Annotated in this window: 18 protein-coding genes and 1 tRNA gene; 8 read left to right on the top strand and 11 right to left on the bottom strand. The window is 68.0% G+C overall.

Features of this window, described 5'->3' with window-relative positions; translation table 11 throughout:
- Entirely contained in the window at positions 1-432 is a 432-nt protein-coding gene (locus tag C1746_RS12495) for a hypothetical protein (protein WP_162867686.1), read from the top strand.
- A 43-nt stretch (positions 433-475) separates the two neighbouring features.
- Here C1746_RS12495 and C1746_RS12490 read toward each other — a convergent pair whose 3' ends face one another.
- The gene (locus tag C1746_RS12490) at positions 476-1,411 is read right to left on the bottom strand and encodes a Cof-type HAD-IIB family hydrolase (RefSeq protein ID WP_162867685.1); all 936 of its coding nucleotides are present in this window, start codon (positions 1,409-1,411) and stop codon (positions 476-478) included.
- Positions 1,412-1,452: 41 nt separating this feature from the next.
- Between C1746_RS12490 and C1746_RS12485 the strand changes: the two genes are divergently transcribed.
- The gene (locus tag C1746_RS12485) at positions 1,453-1,908 is read left to right on the top strand and encodes a GatB/YqeY domain-containing protein (protein ID WP_116714889.1); all 456 of its coding nucleotides are present in this window, start codon (positions 1,453-1,455) and stop codon (positions 1,906-1,908) included.
- Positions 1,909-2,053: 145 nt separating this feature from the next.
- On the opposite strand, the gene C1746_RS12480 is transcribed toward C1746_RS12485, so the two are convergent.
- Together C1746_RS12480 and C1746_RS12475 are read right to left on the bottom strand one after the other, a co-directional pair.
- Positions 2,054-2,959 (bottom strand): PAC2 family protein, encoded by a 906-nt coding sequence (locus C1746_RS12480; protein WP_116714888.1) that lies wholly within the window; start codon positions 2,957-2,959, stop codon positions 2,054-2,056.
- On the bottom strand, positions 2,956-3,702 hold the full coding sequence (locus C1746_RS12475; RefSeq protein ID WP_162867684.1) for an alpha/beta fold hydrolase: 747 nt from the start codon (positions 3,700-3,702) through the stop codon (positions 2,956-2,958). Before C1746_RS12475 ends, C1746_RS12480 begins: the two co-directional genes overlap by 4 nt.
- Before the next feature lie 31 nt (positions 3,703-3,733).
- Between C1746_RS12475 and ychF the strand changes: the two genes are divergently transcribed.
- Complete coding sequence (gene ychF, locus C1746_RS12470) at positions 3,734-4,828, top strand: redox-regulated ATPase YchF (protein WP_116714886.1); 1,095 nt, start codon at positions 3,734-3,736, stop codon at positions 4,826-4,828.
- 438 nt (positions 4,829-5,266) lie between these two features.
- On the opposite strand, the gene C1746_RS12465 is transcribed toward ychF, so the two are convergent.
- Complete coding sequence (locus tag C1746_RS12465; protein ID WP_116714885.1) at positions 5,267-5,674, bottom strand: CoA-binding protein; 408 nt, start codon at positions 5,672-5,674, stop codon at positions 5,267-5,269.
- 74 nt (positions 5,675-5,748) lie between these two features.
- Here C1746_RS12465 and C1746_RS12460 point away from each other — a divergent pair.
- Positions 5,749-5,821: transfer RNA gene (locus C1746_RS12460), tRNA-Val, on the top strand.
- 617 nt (positions 5,822-6,438) lie between these two features.
- Complete coding sequence (locus C1746_RS12450) at positions 6,439-6,690, top strand: hypothetical protein (RefSeq protein ID WP_162867683.1); 252 nt, start codon at positions 6,439-6,441, stop codon at positions 6,688-6,690.
- A gap of 174 nt (positions 6,691-6,864) precedes the next feature.
- Here the strand turns inward: C1746_RS12450 and C1746_RS12445 are convergent, their stop codons facing one another.
- Positions 6,865-7,428, bottom strand: coding sequence for an SRPBCC family protein (locus C1746_RS12445; RefSeq protein ID WP_116714882.1), 564 nt, complete (start codon positions 7,426-7,428; stop codon positions 6,865-6,867).
- A gap of 29 nt (positions 7,429-7,457) precedes the next feature.
- Here C1746_RS12445 and C1746_RS12440 point away from each other — a divergent pair, with 29 nt between their 5' ends.
- The 3 genes from C1746_RS12440 (at position 7,458) to C1746_RS12435 (ending at position 8,486) form a co-directional block, all read left to right on the top strand.
- Positions 7,458-7,919, top strand: a complete 462-nt coding sequence (locus C1746_RS12440) for a MarR family winged helix-turn-helix transcriptional regulator (protein ID WP_116714881.1) — start codon at positions 7,458-7,460, stop codon at positions 7,917-7,919.
- Between the two features lie 110 nt (positions 7,920-8,029).
- Positions 8,030-8,164 (top strand): hypothetical protein, encoded by a 135-nt coding sequence (locus C1746_RS22990; protein WP_276309975.1) that lies wholly within the window; start codon positions 8,030-8,032, stop codon positions 8,162-8,164.
- Positions 8,151-8,486, top strand: coding sequence for a type II toxin-antitoxin system PemK/MazF family toxin (locus tag C1746_RS12435; RefSeq protein WP_162867682.1), 336 nt, complete (start codon positions 8,151-8,153; stop codon positions 8,484-8,486). The genes C1746_RS22990 and C1746_RS12435 overlap by 14 nt, the downstream gene beginning before the upstream one ends.
- A gap of 314 nt (positions 8,487-8,800) precedes the next feature.
- Here the strand turns inward: C1746_RS12435 and C1746_RS12430 are convergent, their stop codons facing one another.
- The 6 genes from C1746_RS12430 to C1746_RS12405 form a co-directional block, all read right to left on the bottom strand.
- Positions 8,801-9,823 carry a cell wall-binding repeat-containing protein gene (locus tag C1746_RS12430; RefSeq protein WP_116714879.1) on the bottom strand — a complete coding sequence of 341 codons (1,023 nt, stop codon included), beginning with the start codon at positions 9,821-9,823 and terminating at the stop codon, positions 8,801-8,803.
- Positions 9,824-9,968: 145 nt separating this feature from the next.
- A complete protein-coding gene (locus C1746_RS12425) occupies positions 9,969-11,159 on the bottom strand; it encodes a GGDEF domain-containing protein (RefSeq protein WP_116714878.1) in 1,191 nt (396 codons plus the stop codon).
- The gene (locus C1746_RS12420; RefSeq protein WP_116714877.1) at positions 11,159-11,683 is read right to left on the bottom strand and encodes a hypothetical protein; all 525 of its coding nucleotides are present in this window, start codon (positions 11,681-11,683) and stop codon (positions 11,159-11,161) included. Before C1746_RS12420 ends, C1746_RS12425 begins: the two co-directional genes overlap by 1 nt.
- Before the next feature lie 26 nt (positions 11,684-11,709).
- A complete protein-coding gene (locus C1746_RS12415; protein WP_116714876.1) occupies positions 11,710-12,219 on the bottom strand; it encodes a DinB family protein in 510 nt (169 codons plus the stop codon).
- Positions 12,216-14,597 (bottom strand): DUF3352 domain-containing protein, encoded by a 2,382-nt coding sequence (locus C1746_RS12410; RefSeq protein ID WP_116714875.1) that lies wholly within the window; start codon positions 14,595-14,597, stop codon positions 12,216-12,218. The genes C1746_RS12415 and C1746_RS12410 overlap by 4 nt, the downstream gene beginning before the upstream one ends.
- A 36-nt stretch (positions 14,598-14,633) precedes the next feature.
- Positions 14,634-16,568: an alpha/beta-hydrolase family protein gene (locus tag C1746_RS12405; protein ID WP_116714874.1), complete on the bottom strand. Its 1,935-nt coding sequence runs from the start codon at positions 16,566-16,568 to the stop codon at positions 14,634-14,636.
- Positions 16,569-16,632: the final 64 nt, after the last annotated feature.

The following is a 16,632-nucleotide window of genomic DNA, read 5'->3' as shown; positions in this document are numbered from 1 at the left end:
GTGTATCGGGACGACGTGTGCGCGGTATGTGGCGAGTCGTTGCCGCCGGATCACCTCTACTGCCGCCAGCACGCGGCCGAGGTCGATGCCATGCTCCACGAGATCGGGGAGCAACTCCCCCATCTGCTCCCCCAACTTGACCGTCTGGCCAGGCTCATCGACAGCATCCACCCCGACACCTGGGACTTCGTGGCCGAGGAGGACGGCCAGGACGACGACGTCGTGTGGCCCGAGCGACCGACGCTGACCGTCACCACCGACGGGGAGGATCTGGACGTCGACGTGGACAGCGAGCCCGGACGGGTCACGGTCCGGGTGCAGGCAGACCTACCGGACCTGCTGCGGGCTCTGGCCCACGCCCTCCGGTCGGCGGACGTGGACGCGCTGGCGGCGGCGGCACGGGAGGCCGACGGCGCGGGCGCGACCCACTGACTCACTGGGGTCCGTCGCCACGAACCCCCGGGCCGTCTGCCAGTCACCGCGCGGACGACGTCGAGGCGCCCCCGGCGTGCTCCGACGAGGCCCAGGCAACGACCGCGTCCAGCGCCTGCGCTGCCCCGTCCTCCTCGACCCCGGCAACCTCGAAGTGGGAGGCCGCGGCCACCGACGGTTCGGCCCCACCCATCGCGATGGCCGTGCCGGCCGCCTGCAGCATCGGCAGGTCGTTGGCCCCGTCGCCGATCGCGACGACCTCATCGGTGGTGATGCCCTCCAGCTCCGCGATCGCCCGGACGGCGTTGCCCTTGTTGGCCTCGGGGCTGGTGATGTTGATGTACGTCAGTCCCGGCGTCACCGGTGACGTGGCCGGCCCCGGCGTCAGGCCCAGCTGCTCGATGGCGGCCACAACGGCTGCGCGTTCCTCGTCGGTGGTCGTGACCATCGTCATCTTGATCGTCTGCGCAGCCAGGTCTGGCCGCTCGTCGACGGTCCCCGCCGGCATGCCGATCACCTCGGTCCAGTGCGACTCGTAGCGACGATCGAACGCCGTGACGAGCAGGGAGTCGGTCGTGTACAGCTCGGCGTACAGGTCCCGCTCGGCGCAGAGGTCGAGGACCTGCTGCCGCTGCTCTGCCGACATCGGCCAGCTTCGAACCGCCGCTCCGTTCTTGCGGACCTGCGCGCCGTTGAGCACCACGTGGGGCCCGTCCAGGTTCAGCTGCGACTGGGCCTCAGCAACCCCTGAGACTGGGCGCCCTGTGGCGAACCCGACCAGCAGACCGGCTGCGACCGCGCGCCCGACCGCGGCGACCACGCCGTCGGTCACGACTCGGGTCGGGCCCATCAGCGTGCCGTCGACGTCCAGCAGGACCAACGCAGGACGGTCCGCGGGTGCCCAGCTGTCCCGTCGCCCGGCAGCGCGAAGTGTGGTCATCGGATGCGGTGGTGCCACGTCGCCGTGGTGGTCTGACATGGCGCAGGAGGGTAGTCGGACCGCAGGTAGCATCTGGCCACATGGGACTTGCCGACACCATCCAGAGTGATCTGAAAGACGCCATGAAGGCCCGCGACAAGGTCCGGACCGGAACCCTGCGCATGGTGCTGGCCGGCATCAAGAACCTGCGAGCCGAGCCCGGCCACGGCGATGACGTCAGCGACGCCGAGGTGACCGACATCCTCTCGCGTGAGGCCAAGAAGCGCCGCGAATCCATCGAGACCTACGCCGACGCCGGCCGCGAGGAGCTTGCGGCGTCGGAGCAAGCCGAACTGGACGTCCTGACCGAGTACCTCCCCGAGCAGATGGGAGAGGCGGAGATCCGGTCCCTGGTCACCGAGACCGTGTCGCAGGTCGGCGCCTCCGACCCCTCAGACCTGGGCAAGGTCATGGGAGCCCTGATGCCGAAGGTGAAGGGCAAGGCCGACGGCAAGCTGGTCAACGCGGTGGTCCGCGAGGTCCTCGGGGCCAACTGAGCGGCTCGGCCTCAGGGCCAGCTGAGCGGCTCGGTCTCAGGGCCCAGCTGAGGCCCGGACGTGGTGCCGCCTCAGGGTCCCGGAGGCGAGGCCGGTCTCGTCCCGTCGACGATCTCACGGACCCCGGCCTCGACGGGGGACGCGCCTACTCGGAGTTGCGCTCCTGCAGGTACTGCTCGAACTCGGCCGCGATCTGATCTCCGCTGACGGGCGGTCGAGGGAGCTGATCGGTTGCGGTTGCACCCGCGTCGGCGTCGTACTCGGCGTCGACACGGTCCTCGAGGTCTCCGACGTAGGACGCCAACTCCTCATCCTCGGCCACGAGCTCCGCGATGTCCTCGTCCTGCCCCTGCGCTTCGTCCGCCACATCGGTCAGGTCGAGGGCGGCATCGCAGAGCCGTGCCACCCGCTCGGCCAAGGCCAGTGACGCTTTGGCGTACTGCGTCCCGGCCAGGTAGTGCGGGACGCCGACCCAGAGGGTGACGGCCTGGAACCCGGCAGCTGTCGCCGCATTGTGCAGCACGCCGACGATGCCGGTGGGACCCTCGTAGCCCGATCGGCGCAGCCCGTGCTCCTCCTCGATGTCCATGTCGGTCGACGCGCCGGTCAGCGGGACGGGTCGGGTGTGCGGCACGTCGACCTGCAGCGCCCCGAGGGTGACGACCCGCTCGACATTCAGATCGTGGGCGAGGCCGAGGATCGTCTCGGTGAAGGTTCGCCAGCGAAGGTTCGGCTCGTGGCCCCGCAGCAGCACGATGTCTCGGCCGATCGGTTGGCCATCAGCATCACGGGCACGGCCCCACGAGATCGTGGTGGCCGGCCAGTCGAGGACTCGCTCCTCCCCCTCCCAGCGAACGACCGGTCGATTCACCTGGAAGTCGAAGAACTCCTCCGGGTCGATGTCCGCCAACGGGGTGGCCTGCACGGCGTCGCTTACGGCCAGGACCGCACCGGTTGCAGCCTCGCCGGCATCGTTCCAGCCCTCGAAGGCAGCGACGAGGACCGGCCGGTCGAGGGTCGGCAGGTCGCGGGACAGTCGGAGGGAGCTCATCGCCCGTCCTCCGCGTGCCGCCCGAGGAAGTCGACGAAGACCGGACCGGTCACTCGACTGCGGGTCAGCTGGACGTCGTGTCCGCCGCCTGGTACGACGAACTCCTCGGCGTGCGGCCAGATCTCCCGCAGTCGGCCGAAGTGGCCGGGGTCGACCGTCTCGTCGCCGTCGCCGCGAACCAGCAGCGTCGGGACGTCCAGGACTGCGAGGGCGTCGGTGTCGACCTCAGCCGACAGCTTCGTGGAATCTCGAATGCACACGTCGCGCCAGGCATCCGGGCCGCCGAGGGGGGCGTGCAGCTTGGAGAGCTGTCTGGCCCAGAGGGGGAAGCTCTCCTCCAAGACGTCGGGATCGAACTTGCTCCGCCATGCACCCAAGCCATCGTGGTCGGCGATGCTGACACCGATCAGGATCAGACCGGCGAAGAGCTCCGGGTCGGTCGCCGCCAGCCCCATCGCCGTGTGCCCGCCCATCGAGAAGCCGGCCACGATGGGCCTGTGGTCCAGGCTGCTCGCGTACTCGCGGACCGCGTCGACGAGCACGGACCGACCATAGGGCTGGTCCCCGACGGGAGTCTGACCGTGGCCGGGCAGGTCCGGCATGTGCAGACGGAAGCCTGCGCCTGTCAGACCCTTGATCTGCTTCGACCAGTGGTACCGCCCCGTGCCGATGCCGCCGTGCAGCAACAGCAGGTCAGGGCCCCCGGCGGACTCGTCACTCGGGGCTTCGATCTCGACGTGCATGGGCCTCATGCTAGGTGCAGGCTTGGGATCCATGGCACTTCAGGTCGGAATCGTCGGGCTGCCCAACGTCGGCAAGTCAACCCTCTTCAACGCGGTCAGCGCGGCCGGTGCGGAGGCGGCCAACTACCCGTTCGCGACCATCGAGCCCAACGTCGGCACCGTGGCGGTGCCCGACGCGCGGCTTGACGAGCTGACCCGGCTGGCCAAGTCCGCCGAGACGATCCCGACGTCGGTGGAGTTCGTCGACATCGCCGGGCTGGTCAAGGGCGCGTCGGAGGGTGAGGGGCTCGGCAACCAGTTCCTCTCCCACATCGCGGCCGTGGACGCGATCTGCCACGTCGTCCGCTGCTTCGACGACGACGACATCGTGCACGTGGACGGCTCCGTCGACCCGGAGCGCGACATCGAGGTCATCTCGACCGAGCTGCTGCTCAAGGACCTGGACGTCATCACCAAGCGGGCCGAGCGGGCCGAACGGACGGCGAGGTCCGGAGATCCAGAGGCCAAGCGGGCTGCCAGCGTCGTCGGGGACCTGTTGGCCCACGTCGAGAGCGGCCAGCCGGTGCGGACCTTCGTCCTGGCGCCGGAGGACCGCGCCCATCTCGCCGATCTGGCGCTGCTCACCGACAAGCCGACGCTCTACGCCGCCAACGTGGGCGAAGGTGACCTGCCAGCTGGCAACAGCCACGTCGAGACCGTCAGGAAGATCGCAGAGTCGGAGGGCGCCCAGGTGGTCGTGATCTCAGCCGAGGCGGAGGCACAGATCGCCGAACTGGACCCTGAGGAGCGGGAGGAGTTCCTGGCGGACCTGGGGCTTGACGCCTCTGGGCTGGACAAGTTGATCACCGCCGCCTACGAGCTGCTGGGTCTGTTGACCTTCTTCACCGCCGGACCCAAGGAGAGCCGGGCCTGGACCGTCAGGCGTGGGTCCGTGGCACCGGCGGCGGCCGGGAAGATCCACTCCGACATCCAGCGGGGGTTCATCCGTGCCAACGTGATCACCTTCGAGGACTACGTGGCCCTCGGTGGTGAGCAGGGCGCGAAGGAGGCGGGGAAGCTCCGGCAGGAGGGGAAGGACTACGTCGTGGCCGACGGAGACGTCATCCACTTCCTCCACTCCAGCTGACGCGCGGGTCGTACGCCGACTGTCGGTGCACAACAACTCTGGGTTCATGGCCAGTCTGGCTGGAGGGCAGCTGTGGGTCCACGGCCGCATTGGATAACGGAACAACTCTCGGTACGGAACGACCTTCGGTACATGGCCGCTCTGCGGAGGGGAACAACTCTCGGTACACGACCACGCGACGGAACGACTCTCAGTACACGATCGCGGTCCTTCATGTCCTCGCCCACATACCGAGAGTTGGAGAACCCCTTGTCACCCTCAACTCTCGGTACATCCGCCTCCAACCGGGCCCAGTTCGTGTACCGAGAGTCTGCTGCGGGGTCGTTGAACCGAGCGGTCGCACGCCAGAGGGCAACGCCGGCCCTGGGCCGGTGTACCAAGAGCCTGCTGCTGAACCGTGGACCGGCGGTGGTCGCCGCACCCCGGGAACCATCGGACCTACTTGGTGATTCCGTAGCGCCGGGCTTCGACCATGGAGCAGTGGTCCTGCACGAAGTCGATGTCAGCCTCATCCGCCAGCGCCTCGGCCTCGTCTGAGGTGATGCCCAACTGCAACCACACGGCCTCCGCCCCGACCTGGATGGCCTGGCGGGTCACTTCGGCGGCCTCAGACGGGGGTCGGAAGACCACGACGAGGTCGGGCTGGGCCTCCAGGTCAGCCAGGAGTGGCACGGCGGGGACCCCCAGGATCTCGTCGGCGGTCGGGTGCACCGGGAGGATCTCGAAGCCGCGCCGCTGCAGATCCGCCGGGATCTGGTGGGCTGCCTTGTACGGCTTGGTCGAGAGGCCCACGACAGCGACGACTGAGGCACTCTCGAGGACGGTCTTGGGGTCAGCGTGAGCCATGGTCGCCAGTCTGCCTGCTCAACCGTCAGTCGATTGCCACCGCCGAACCGAGTCGGTAGCCTCTGCCCTTCCCAGGGCGATTAGCTCAGCTGGGAGAGCGTCTGGTCGACAACCAGGAGGTCACAGGTTCGAGCCCTGTATCGCCCACAACGGCATGAAGCAGTGCCCGATTCTCGATCCCTCGACTGCGTCACATGTACTACCGCCGCTTGAATGCGTCGATATGGGAGCGGCTGAGTGCGGCGACGAAGCGGCCGAGCCGCAACGTGCGCTCAATTGTCGTGAACCGTCAGCCCGGTAGGCTCAGTCACGTCACTTGGGGAGCGCCCCCCACCTGGGCCCGCCGCGACGCTGGCAGGTCTGGCTCGTGGCATCGGCCAGCCCGACTCGAGGAACCTGCATGCGACTCCCTCTCGGTTCCCTGTGAACAGGCTCGCTTCGTCGTTGGAGCCCCTATCTCGATGTGGTGGGCCGAAGCAGTTCGACCGACGCAACAATGCCCCGCGCATCGGCCGGGTCGTGGTGTCCCGGGGCGGCGATGCCTCCGACACGCCGCTGGTCAACTCCTTCGGCCCTCCCGAGCTGACGCTGTTCAGCGTCTGGACCTACCAGGTGCCCACGGCAGCAAGCGGTCGATGCCCCGAATGTGCGGGCTGAGCGTTCCCCCTCATGCCGGCCACACGACCGTGATGACATCGTCCTCGACGCTCCGGAGCACCTACCAGCGTGCCGCGGACTGGATCCCAGCAGAAAGAGACCAGCTGATGAACGAACCCGACCTCTTCGATGCGCTGCGAGCGGCCGGCATCGACGCAGACCGTACCGAGATCCGCGCGGCCGTTCGAATGATGGTTGAGCACATCGAGATGCTCCGGGCTGACAGCGACCCCTATGTCGCCCGGACCTGCATGGAGGCAATGAACGTTGCCCTGCGCTACCTGCTCTCTCATCCGGAGGTGACGGACATGAGCAGTTTCGAGAACGATTTCGGGGGAGGCTCCGACCCAGAGGCGTGATGCCGACGCCGGCCCGCGGACGACTCATAGCAGGACTCCTACGGTGGGCAGGAGATCCGAGGGATGACGTCTGCAATTGAGTAGCTCGGTGCTGGGTCGACACCGCCGGCCATGACCTTGGCCTGTCGGGCAGCCCTGTGACGGTCCGTCGATGCGCGGCCGGTGCCGTGCGGGTCAGTGCTCCTCACCGCGGACGCGGCCGGATTCCACATACTCCTTCAGCATCGCCATGTCCTTGCGGTGGAGGTTACGTACCCAGCGGCTCATCGGGATCCGCACCAGGCGACGCAGGATTGGAGGAAAGGGCAACGCTGCCTCGAACTCCAGCGACGCTCTGGTCCTGTCCTGCCCGATCGGGGTCACGCGGAAGTCAACGCTCGGCCGGAGGGTCTTGCCGAACGGGCCCTTGTTCTCCATCACGTTGTGGATCACCTGATCGTCGACCTTGACGATCCGCTGTCGGCCCTGTACCTGGCCATCGTCGTTGCGGAACACGATCTCCGAACCCGGTGAGGAACCGTCACCCTCAACCGCGCAGGTGAACCCGGTCGCCTCAGGCCATGCCGACCAGCCCATCACATGGGCTTGGTCCATCATTGCGATGCGCACAACCTCGGCGGGCGCATCGATCACAATGCTCTCTGTCCACTGCACGGCTCGTCCTTCCTCGAGTTCCACAGATGTCTTGACGTTCAAGACGGTACCGTACAAGTCTTGATTGCCAAACATCATGGTCATCAAGAAGTCACTCTGGCAGGCTGGGCGCCATGGAGGTCAACGCCACGTTTCAGGCGATCCGCGAGCTTGGTGCAGCCATCGAAGTCTTCGACCAGCACGCCGCAGCCGCCCTCGGTATTCACCGCAGCGACCTCCGAGCCCTCAACGTCCTCGAGCACGGCCCGGTCTCGGCGGGCCAGCTGGGCGATGCACTCCAACTCACCTCCGGCTCCGTCACCGCCTTGGTTGACCGGCTGATCGAGTCCGGCTACGTCACCCGCGCGGCCTCAGCAACCGACCGACGCAAGGTCCAGATCAGCCTCACCCCACAGACGTACGAGGCGTTCGCCACCATCTACAGGCCATGCGGGGAAGCCGTTACCCGCGCTCTCGGCGAACTCCCAGCCGCGACACAGGACGCCGGCACCACCACAATCCGGCGCGCCACAAACGCCATTCGAGACGCCACCGAGAACTTGGCCGACCCCGCGACGACCGCGCAAGATGGCTAGATGCCCGTATACGTCGTAGTATGCCCTTTCGTATGCCAGATACGACGGTACGAGTGTCGCCCAGGAACCGTGACCGGCTTCGCCGGATCGCGGAGGCCGAAGGTCTCACCATGGACGAGGCCCTCGCACTTCTCCTTCGACGGCATCGGCAACGGCAGATGGGTGAAGACCTGAACGCGTACGAGCCTGATCCGGCCGACGAGGCCGTCACGGCGACGGGCGCGGACACCGTTGCGCGCCGGTGACGTCCTAGGTGTCGACTTCGGGATCCCCAAGGGATCCGAGGCCGCGTTCACACGGGCGGCGGTGGTGCTGACAGCGACGGAGATCCTCGAGCAGCAACCCCTGACCCTGCACGTCGTCCCGATCACGAGCAACACGGCTCGACGAATGCGCAGCGAGCTGCCACTTGGAGCGGGGTACCCCGACCGCTCATCCGTCGCCCAGGTTCACCTGCTCACCGCCATCCCGGTGGAAGCGGTCACCGATGACACCTATGACCCGGTCTCCGCAACCGAGCTTGCCCAGATTCGCGAGCTGATCGCCGACCTCCTCGACATCCCGTAGCAGGCCGTGATGGGGGGGCGGCGGGGGTCCACGCAGGCGGGAGCGCAGTCAGAGACTAGGCAAGTCGCTTCGAGCCCCGTATCGCCCATCACGTCAGAACAACGCAACGGCCCCAAGAAATCGGGGCACCATCCTGGTTCGCGAATCACCGGATGTCTGGTGCGCACACGACGACAACGGTCGCGCTGCGCGATGCAATGAGCCCGGAGACACCGTCAATCCGCGGCGCCCGCTCGTGGTAGCCCAATCGTGAAGCGTCATACGACCGGCCCGAGGTCGTGGCTCGGGCCGGTCGATGACGGAATCTGCCCTGGCTAGTTCACGGGGACTGCCGGGATGGTGTCCTCGGCCGTCCCGACCGTCGTCTGCTGCAGGTTGATGATCCCCGCCACGGTGCAGTCAGCCTCGAACAGGTTGACGGCGTACGCGGTGGACTCACCGTCCACCGAGAGCTTGTAGAGCTGATCGCCGTCCTGGACCATTGCGACACCCTCGTCGATGTCGTTGTCGAACGCGGTACTCGGGGGGGTCGCCTCCTCGCTGTCGGCCAGATCCACGAACCCGTCGGCGACATCGAACCCGCTGGAGTTCTCGTCCCCGAAGGCACCGTCGACGCTGGTCGAGACACCGAGCTCGGCGCGAATCGCGGCGCCCTCGTCCTGGCAGAACAGCGCCAGTGTCAGGGGCCCGTGCTCGGCCAGGATCGTCCCGGTGCCGGAGTCGAGCTGCTCGAAGAACGGGATCGAGACCTCCGCAGGGACGAAGGCGCTGGAGTCCAGTCCGTCGATGGTGTCGGCGTCAAGGCCGTCGAGGTCATCCGCCGTGAGGAATCCTGCAACGTCGTCGGCGGTCAGGAAGACTGCCGCCTCGTCCTCTGTGATGATCTGGTCGGGGGTGATGCCACCAACCGAGTCGGCATCAACCGTGCCGGGCAGGGCCGCAGCGATCAGCGCAGCCGTCTCGGTCCGGGTCGTGCCGCCGATCCGCTCCACGGAGTCAGCGAAGCTCTCCAGCGCCGTGGCGACCTCTGCTGTGATGGCCGCCTCGCCACCCAGGATGACGATCCGGTCGGGATCAAGGCGTTCCAGCTCGGTGGCCGTCTCAGGCGAGAGCGTGGCGGAGCTGGTCAGCAGCAGCGGAGACCCATTGAGGGACGCCAGCGGGCCACCAGCCAGCGCGTCGGCGAAGACGTCGGCGCGGGCGATGAACACGACGGGGACTGGCCCGTCGATCGCATCGGCCTGCTGGGGTGCCAGGGCACCGAAGCCGAGAACGAGGAGAAGCGCGCCGGCGACTGCGATGGCCAGACGCCGCGCCACGGGTGATTGCGTGGACATGATGAGGACTCCTTTGGAGATCGTTGGAGGGTCTGATCGACCGACACGGCTCGTTGCTGAGGTGAAGTAGGCGATCGGGCTGAATGTACCGCCTGCTGCATTCGCGAAGAGTTGGGGCTCGGGTCGGCCCACCGGAACGGCAGGCTCAGTTGGCGGCTAGGGACACCTGATTGCGACCCGCCAGCTTCGACGCGTACAGCGACTCATCAGCTCGCTTCAACCATGTGTCCGGAGTGTCATCGGGCTGAAGACCGGCCACACCCAGGCTGATGGTCACGGCGAACGGCAGGCGACGACTGCCCTGTTCGATCGTTTCGCGAAGTCGCTCTGCTACGACCATCCCGCCGTCAGGGCACGTGTCGGACAGGAGCACCACGAACTCTTCGCCGCCGACGCGGAAGGCCGCGTCGGTGCTCCGGATGCCGCTGCCCAGCACGCTGGCCACATCGCGGATGACCTCATCGCCGACGTCATGTCCGGCGCTGTCATTGATGCGCTTGAAGTGATCGATGTCCAGGGACAACAACGTCATGTGGTCGGTGGCACGACGGTTGCGGCCGATCGCTTCGGCCAGCGTCCCATGCAGAAGCGACCGATTGAACAACCCGGTCAAGGGGTCGGTGACTGCCTGGACGCGGAGCTCTTCCTCCTGCCTGGACAGGAGTTTGACGAACATCGCCGTGAACAGCACCACCAGCGACAGGGTGGCCCCGAATCGCAAAGCGATCTCCGGCTCAACCGCCGCTGCCGCCGTAGGCAGGATGATGACCAGCAGGGTGGTGTCGGCCAGCAACGCCTGACGCCGCGGCAGCATGAAGAACAGCGCGACAGCGGTCGGGAAGCACCACAGCAGTCCGATGACCCCCTGAACCTCGACCGATCGCCACAGGAAGAAGAGAAGCGCTGGAACCAGTATGAACAACACGGCTCGGTGGTGGTACCGACGGTGCCTCGTGATGGTCCACGCGTTGAATGCCAAGTGAGCCACGATGAAGCTCGAGCCGAGCCCCAAAACCAGCCGTCCCGCCAAGAGGTTGTTGACCGCAAAGGGCGTCAGCACGAGCAACCCCGCGTACCCCAGGCCGCGCGCGCTGAGCAGCAGGATCTGGGATTGGGTCTGCGAGGCGGTCACCGACTTCGCCGGCCGCGACTGGCGGCGGTCAGGTTGCACCGGCGTCGATGATCGTCGGCGATCCAACCGAGGCACGGCGAAGGACAGCAGCGGCAGCATGCCACGCATATCGGCAGGTCCCGCGGGCGACCTGAGCCCTTCGGCCCCGTCCACCTCCGCGACCGCCTGGCGTGCGAACAGCGTGACCAGCAAGGCCGTGGCCATCACGGCACATCTGGTTCGTCCCCCGGTTCGGGTACCTGTTCCAGCCACCGGGTCAGGACCGAGTCCAGCTCCGTCGGATGCCGGGTGAAGATCGCGACCAGACGGGTTGTGCCCGCTTCACGGAGCACCACGGTGCTCGCCCCGAGGTAGCGACCCCAGGAGCCACCCGCTATCCGCATCGGATGATCCTCGGGCAGGGGCGTCTGATTCTCGACCCGCTCCTGCTCCTCGGAGGTCATCACCAAGACCGGCTGGGCACCGAACACGAAGTCGAAGTCTGACCGGGTGAACTCCTCGCGGCCCACCGAGAGCGTCGACGTCGTGCAGGTGATGCGGTGCATGCGGTGGATGCCGGCCAGCAGGTTCGCCATCATGAACAGCACGATCCCGACCAGCGCCACCCATCCACGGGCCGCCCACTCCGTCGACACGCCGATGACGAGGAAGATGGCGCTGAACGCCGCCAGGCTCCAGACCGTGGGCCGAAGCCAGTGGAACTCCCGGTAGAGGACCTCCTCGTCCATACCGGTTCACTGTAGTGGCGGCGTCCTCAGTAGCCGGTCTGACCGTCGACGGCCTCCCGCAGGAGGTCGGCGTGGCCGGCGTGGCGTGCCGTCTCCTCGATCAGGTGCAGGATCACCCAGCGCAGGTCGACGGGCCCGGTCTTGCGGTCGCGCACCGACAGCTGGTCGAGCGACGACGCGGCCGCGATGACCGAGTTGCTGTCCTCGCACGCCGACCGGTACCAGGCGAGCAGTTCGGCCGGCTCATGATCGACGGCGGTTCGGAACTCCCAGTCGGGGTCGGACTCCCAGTCGATGCCCTGCCACCGGGGCTGGTGTTCCTCGCCCAGGAACATGACCCGGAACCACCACTCCTCGACCATGGCCAGGTGCTTGAGCAGCCCAGCCAGCGTCAGTGTCGACGGCGGATGCCTGTGTCCCAGCTGAGCCCTGGTGAGGCCCGTGGCCTTCGACACCACGATCGCCCGCTGGAGGTCGAGCATGCCGGTCAGCTGCGTCCGCTCATCACCTGTCGATGGCAGCTCGTCGCGCTTCACTGACCGAGGAGCTCCTCGCAGCTCCCAGCGGAACCTTCTGGCTGGGCGAATCCGCAGGTATCGGCGAATGACTCGTACTGACTCCCGATCGGGCTCGAGAACCACAGGTCGTCGCAGGCCAGCCCATCGCCGCTCTCACACGCCAGGTACAGATCGTCCAGGAACGGGTCGTCCCCAAAGCCGTCGATGTCGTCGAAGCCGGATGCCGGTGCGTCGTCGAATCCGCTGGTGCCGATCTCCGCGAGGTTGCCGAGTTCGCCAAGGTCCAGGTCGGGCGGGTTCGCCTCATCGCCGAGCGGCACATCGGTGTACTCCGACTGGAACAGCATCCGGAAGGAGCCTCGGGACAGCCCGTCCTGCACCTCAGCGGTCACGATGACGCTGTCGAAGGCACCGAAGACATTGAGGGCCTGCAGCTCCTCCTGCTGGATGGTGCCTTCGGCGCCCGCGAACAGGCCGATCTGCTCCGCAACCCCGCGCATGTCGATGTAGAACAGCGGCTCACCCTGCGCGTCGGCGATGGCGGTCTGGTACCGCTCGTCGTCGGCCAGGGTTCCCTCCCCGAAGGTGCCGGCCCGGATGGCCAGCTGGCCGCCCTCGACGGACACGCTGGCCTGCCCGGCTGCGATGGAGCCAGGTGCAACGGTGATGCCGGAGTCCGACGGGATGTCCTCGGCGATCGTGTCGAGCAGTTCGGCAGCGCGAGCCTCGTCGGTCACGGCCACCTGCAACAGCCCGCGGACGTTGTCGGTCGGCTGGGACGCGTCGTAGCCGACCGCGAACGTCAGGTCGCCGATCAGCCCGGTGAGCTCCGCCAGCGAGGTCCCGATCTCCATCAGGCCCTGGTCGATCTCCTCGCTCGGCAGCGGGAAGTCCGAGTCGCCGAACTCCTCGGCGAGAGCCTGCTCCTGCGCGTCGATGCCATCGACGAGCGCCTGGATCGACTGACCGACGGCCGGGGTGCGGCCGTAGAGCAGCCCGCCCGCGGGCAGTGACCCCAGCGGCGCCATCGCCGAGGCGTCCACCTGCTGGCCAGCCTGGCCGTTCTGGACGGAGGTGAACTCGACCGCCCCGTCGGTGAAGGACAGGGAGAAGGCGGTCTGGCCGACGTCCGACAGCTGCTCGGCGAACGGCTCGGCCTCACTGCCCAGTGCGCCCACGAACGCTTCGGCATTGACCCAACCAGTCAGGACGCGGTCCGGAAGCTGGTCGATGCTGGCCGAGTAGGCCTCGTTGTCGGCGAGGGTGCCGTCGGCGCCGAGTGCCGCGCGAACCGCCGCCTCCGTGCCACCGAACAGCACGCCATCGTCGATGACCGCGACGGCGTTCGGCTCCCCCTCCTCGAGGATCCAGCCCTGGCGTCCGTCTCCGGCATCCCATGCCTCGAAGGTCCCTTGCGACTCGACGAACGCGCTCGCTGCCTCGGCGTCGGTGACGTCGACAAGCAGCGCGAGGTCGGGCGTCTCGAAGCTTTGCGGCAATGGGAAGGAGGAGACGAAGGCGGCCGCCTGCGTGCCGAGCCACGGTCGGATGTCCTCCTCGAAGGAGATGTCGGTCTCGGCGCCCATCTGGGACTCGAACATCTCGAAGGAGATCAGGTCCTCATCGGCGGCGTCGTTGATCCGGTCCACGAGGGACAGCAGGCCGAGCTTCTGACTGCCGGCCGGGTCGATGTTGACGTGGAGGTAGGTGACCGCGTTCCCTGGCACTCGCTCCGCCAGGGTGTCGGGAGAGCCGGCGAAGAACTGCGCTGCCGCGAACCCACCGCCCGCCAGGACCACGGCCAGTAGCCCGACCAGGCCGATGACGAGAGGCCGCCGTCGCTTCTTCGGCTGCTCGTTGCCCCAGGTGTGTGGTGGCCCGGCGCCATACGGAGGCGGCGGTGGCGCAGCCCCCTGCTGTGGCTGCCAGCCACCGTGCGGCTGCTGTCCGTACTGCCCCGGCTGCCCAGACGGCCCCGGCTGCCCGTACTGCCCCGGCTGCCCGTACTGCCCCGGCTGCCCGTACTGCCCCGGTTGCCCGTACTGCCCTGGCGGCTGCTGGCCGTGCGGGCCCGGTCCGGGACCCTGGGGGTAGGGATGCTGTCCGTACTGCGTCGGCGGCTGCTGCCCGCCCTGACTCGGCCACCCACCCGGCTGCCCGCCCTGACTCGGCCACCCACCCGGCTGCCCTCCACCCGGCTGACCCGGCCCTGGCTGACCCGGCCCTGGCTGACCCGGCCCTGGCTGAGCTGGCGGTGGCTCTGCCGCCGACCTCCCATCGGGTGGCTCGGGCGGGTCGGCCGGTCCACCAAGTGGTGGTGGCGGAGCGTCATCCCAGGAGCTGGGCGCATTCCACTCGCCAGGTTCGTCGTCGCGTGAGTTCCAGTCTGAGGACATCGAGGTCAGCGTAGGTGGCTCGACGAGCCAGCGGTACTACGGGTTCGTGACAACGTCCGGTTCGGGCGGCCCGGGCACCTTTCCCAGACGTCGTGCACGGTCGAGGTCCAACTCGACCAGCTTCGCCTCCACCGCCTGCATCTGTTCCTCCGTCACCGCAGGGAAGTCGTAGGCCGCCTGGACGAACCGGGCCATGTCTGCGCGGTAGTCGTGCCCGTACGACGTGAACCGGCCGGGCACCTGCACCAGCGAGTTCAAGGCATCGCCGGCGGTCTGCAGGAACGTGACGATCGGCGTCCAGTGCATCGTCGGCGGAACGCCACGACCCCGCTCACCGCTGCGCAGCCACGCCGGCTGTTGAACGAGCAGGTCCGGTCCGAGGACGGCGATCGGGTCGTTGTCGTGGGAGAGGATCAGCGCCCGCAGTCGGTCCTGAGCGGCCCCACTCAGCGCCTCGACCTGCTCGATCCGGTCGAAGACCTCAACGGTGCCGGGTGGCACCAGATCCGAGCTGCCGCGCGTCATGCCCGATCGCGACCACTTCGCCAGCCAGGGCAATCCGACCCACAGCGCCGCATCGACGCCGTAGTGGTCGAACCCGGCGATGCCCTGGTGCATCACGACGTCCGAGGAGGTCCAGGCGCCCATGCTCTCCCCGAACACCCAGACGCGGGGACGCTGCTCGGGAGGCATCGCTCGCAGCCGTTCGCGAACGCCGAGCAGCAGGATGCGGAACTGGCTTCGACCCAACGGCACCTTCTGCATCGCCAGGAACGACGGGAATGCGCCGTACTGGATCGCACACGTTGCGATGTCACCCCGTGCCAGCAACTCGGCCGACTCGATCAGGGTCTGGTCGACCCACCCCGTACCCGTGGGGGACACCAGGAGGAGGTGGGATCGCTCGTATGCGCCGGCCCGCTCCAACTCCTCGAGCGCCAGCTCTGCCCGGCCGGTCGGGTACAGCGGGCGGGAGTCCACACCCACGTAGATCCGAACCGGTTGGCCGCGCGTTGGCTCGCCCATCGTCTGGGTGATGGTGTCTTCGGTCAGAACATCGACCACGAACCGACGCCCCTGCCGGCCGAGCAGGGTGAACAGTGACCGGCTGGACCGGCTGCCCGACACCCGTGGGGTGTCCGGGGGCGTGTCGTACCCGGGTTCGATCGCGCTGTTGGCCACAGCGATCCGGCTGACACCCGTCTGGTACGCCAGCGCCGCGGACCCACCCCAGGCGGACAGGTTGATGGCATCGGCCAGCGCAGCCTTCACCGGCCCGGCGCCCAGCCAGGCCCGCAAGGCTCGTCGGGAGACTCCGACGGCCTCGCCGATGACGCGGCCGCCCAAGACCACGGCACCGGAGACCAACGCGCTCTGTGGCAACCGGTTGCGCTGCTCGATCGGCCACGGCTCGACCGCGGCGGTGCGGTTCTCCAGGCGGCGGTTGGCCCACAGCGCCACACCCGAGATCACTCCGGCAGCCGTGGCGGTGACGGCGACCGCGTTCGGCGAGCGCTGCCGTCTCCAGGCCTCCCCGGCAAGGTCGTGGATCGCGCCGCCGACGGCGACGCTGCGCAGCATGCTCCCGCCCTCGCGCAGGCCCGACCACCACAGTCGTTCGTCGTCGGCCTGGGGCAGCAAGGTCAAGGCGTGACCGGCAACCGCAACGGCCGCACGCACGCCAAGACGACGGGACAGGTCCGTTCGGTGCCCGAGCAGGGGTTCGAGGGCCCGCTCGGTATTGGACGACACCGATCGGGACATCAGGACGGCCAGCCCCCCGACGACTCCCTGCAGGACGGAGGTCCGTGGCATCAGCGACGGTTGGAAGGAATCCAGCCACGCGACGGTGGACAACGACACCGACGGGGAACCGAAGTCCGGTTGCAGCCATCGACCAACCGCAGACCCTGCGGCCCCGACCCCGGCGAGGACTCGCTCGACCCCGGTCTGTCCTGCTCGGCCCGCCATCGGCTCCACAGGCTAGCGAGGGCCTGGGCCGGTACGGGGAGGCCGGACCGGTAGGAGCGGCGGC

The organism is Euzebya tangerina (genome assembly GCF_003074135.1).
Lineage (GTDB): Bacteria > Actinomycetota > Nitriliruptoria > Euzebyales > Euzebyaceae > Euzebya > Euzebya tangerina.
The sequence above is the reverse complement of the archived record's forward strand: the minus strand, read 5'-3'. Positions and strand labels throughout refer to the sequence as shown.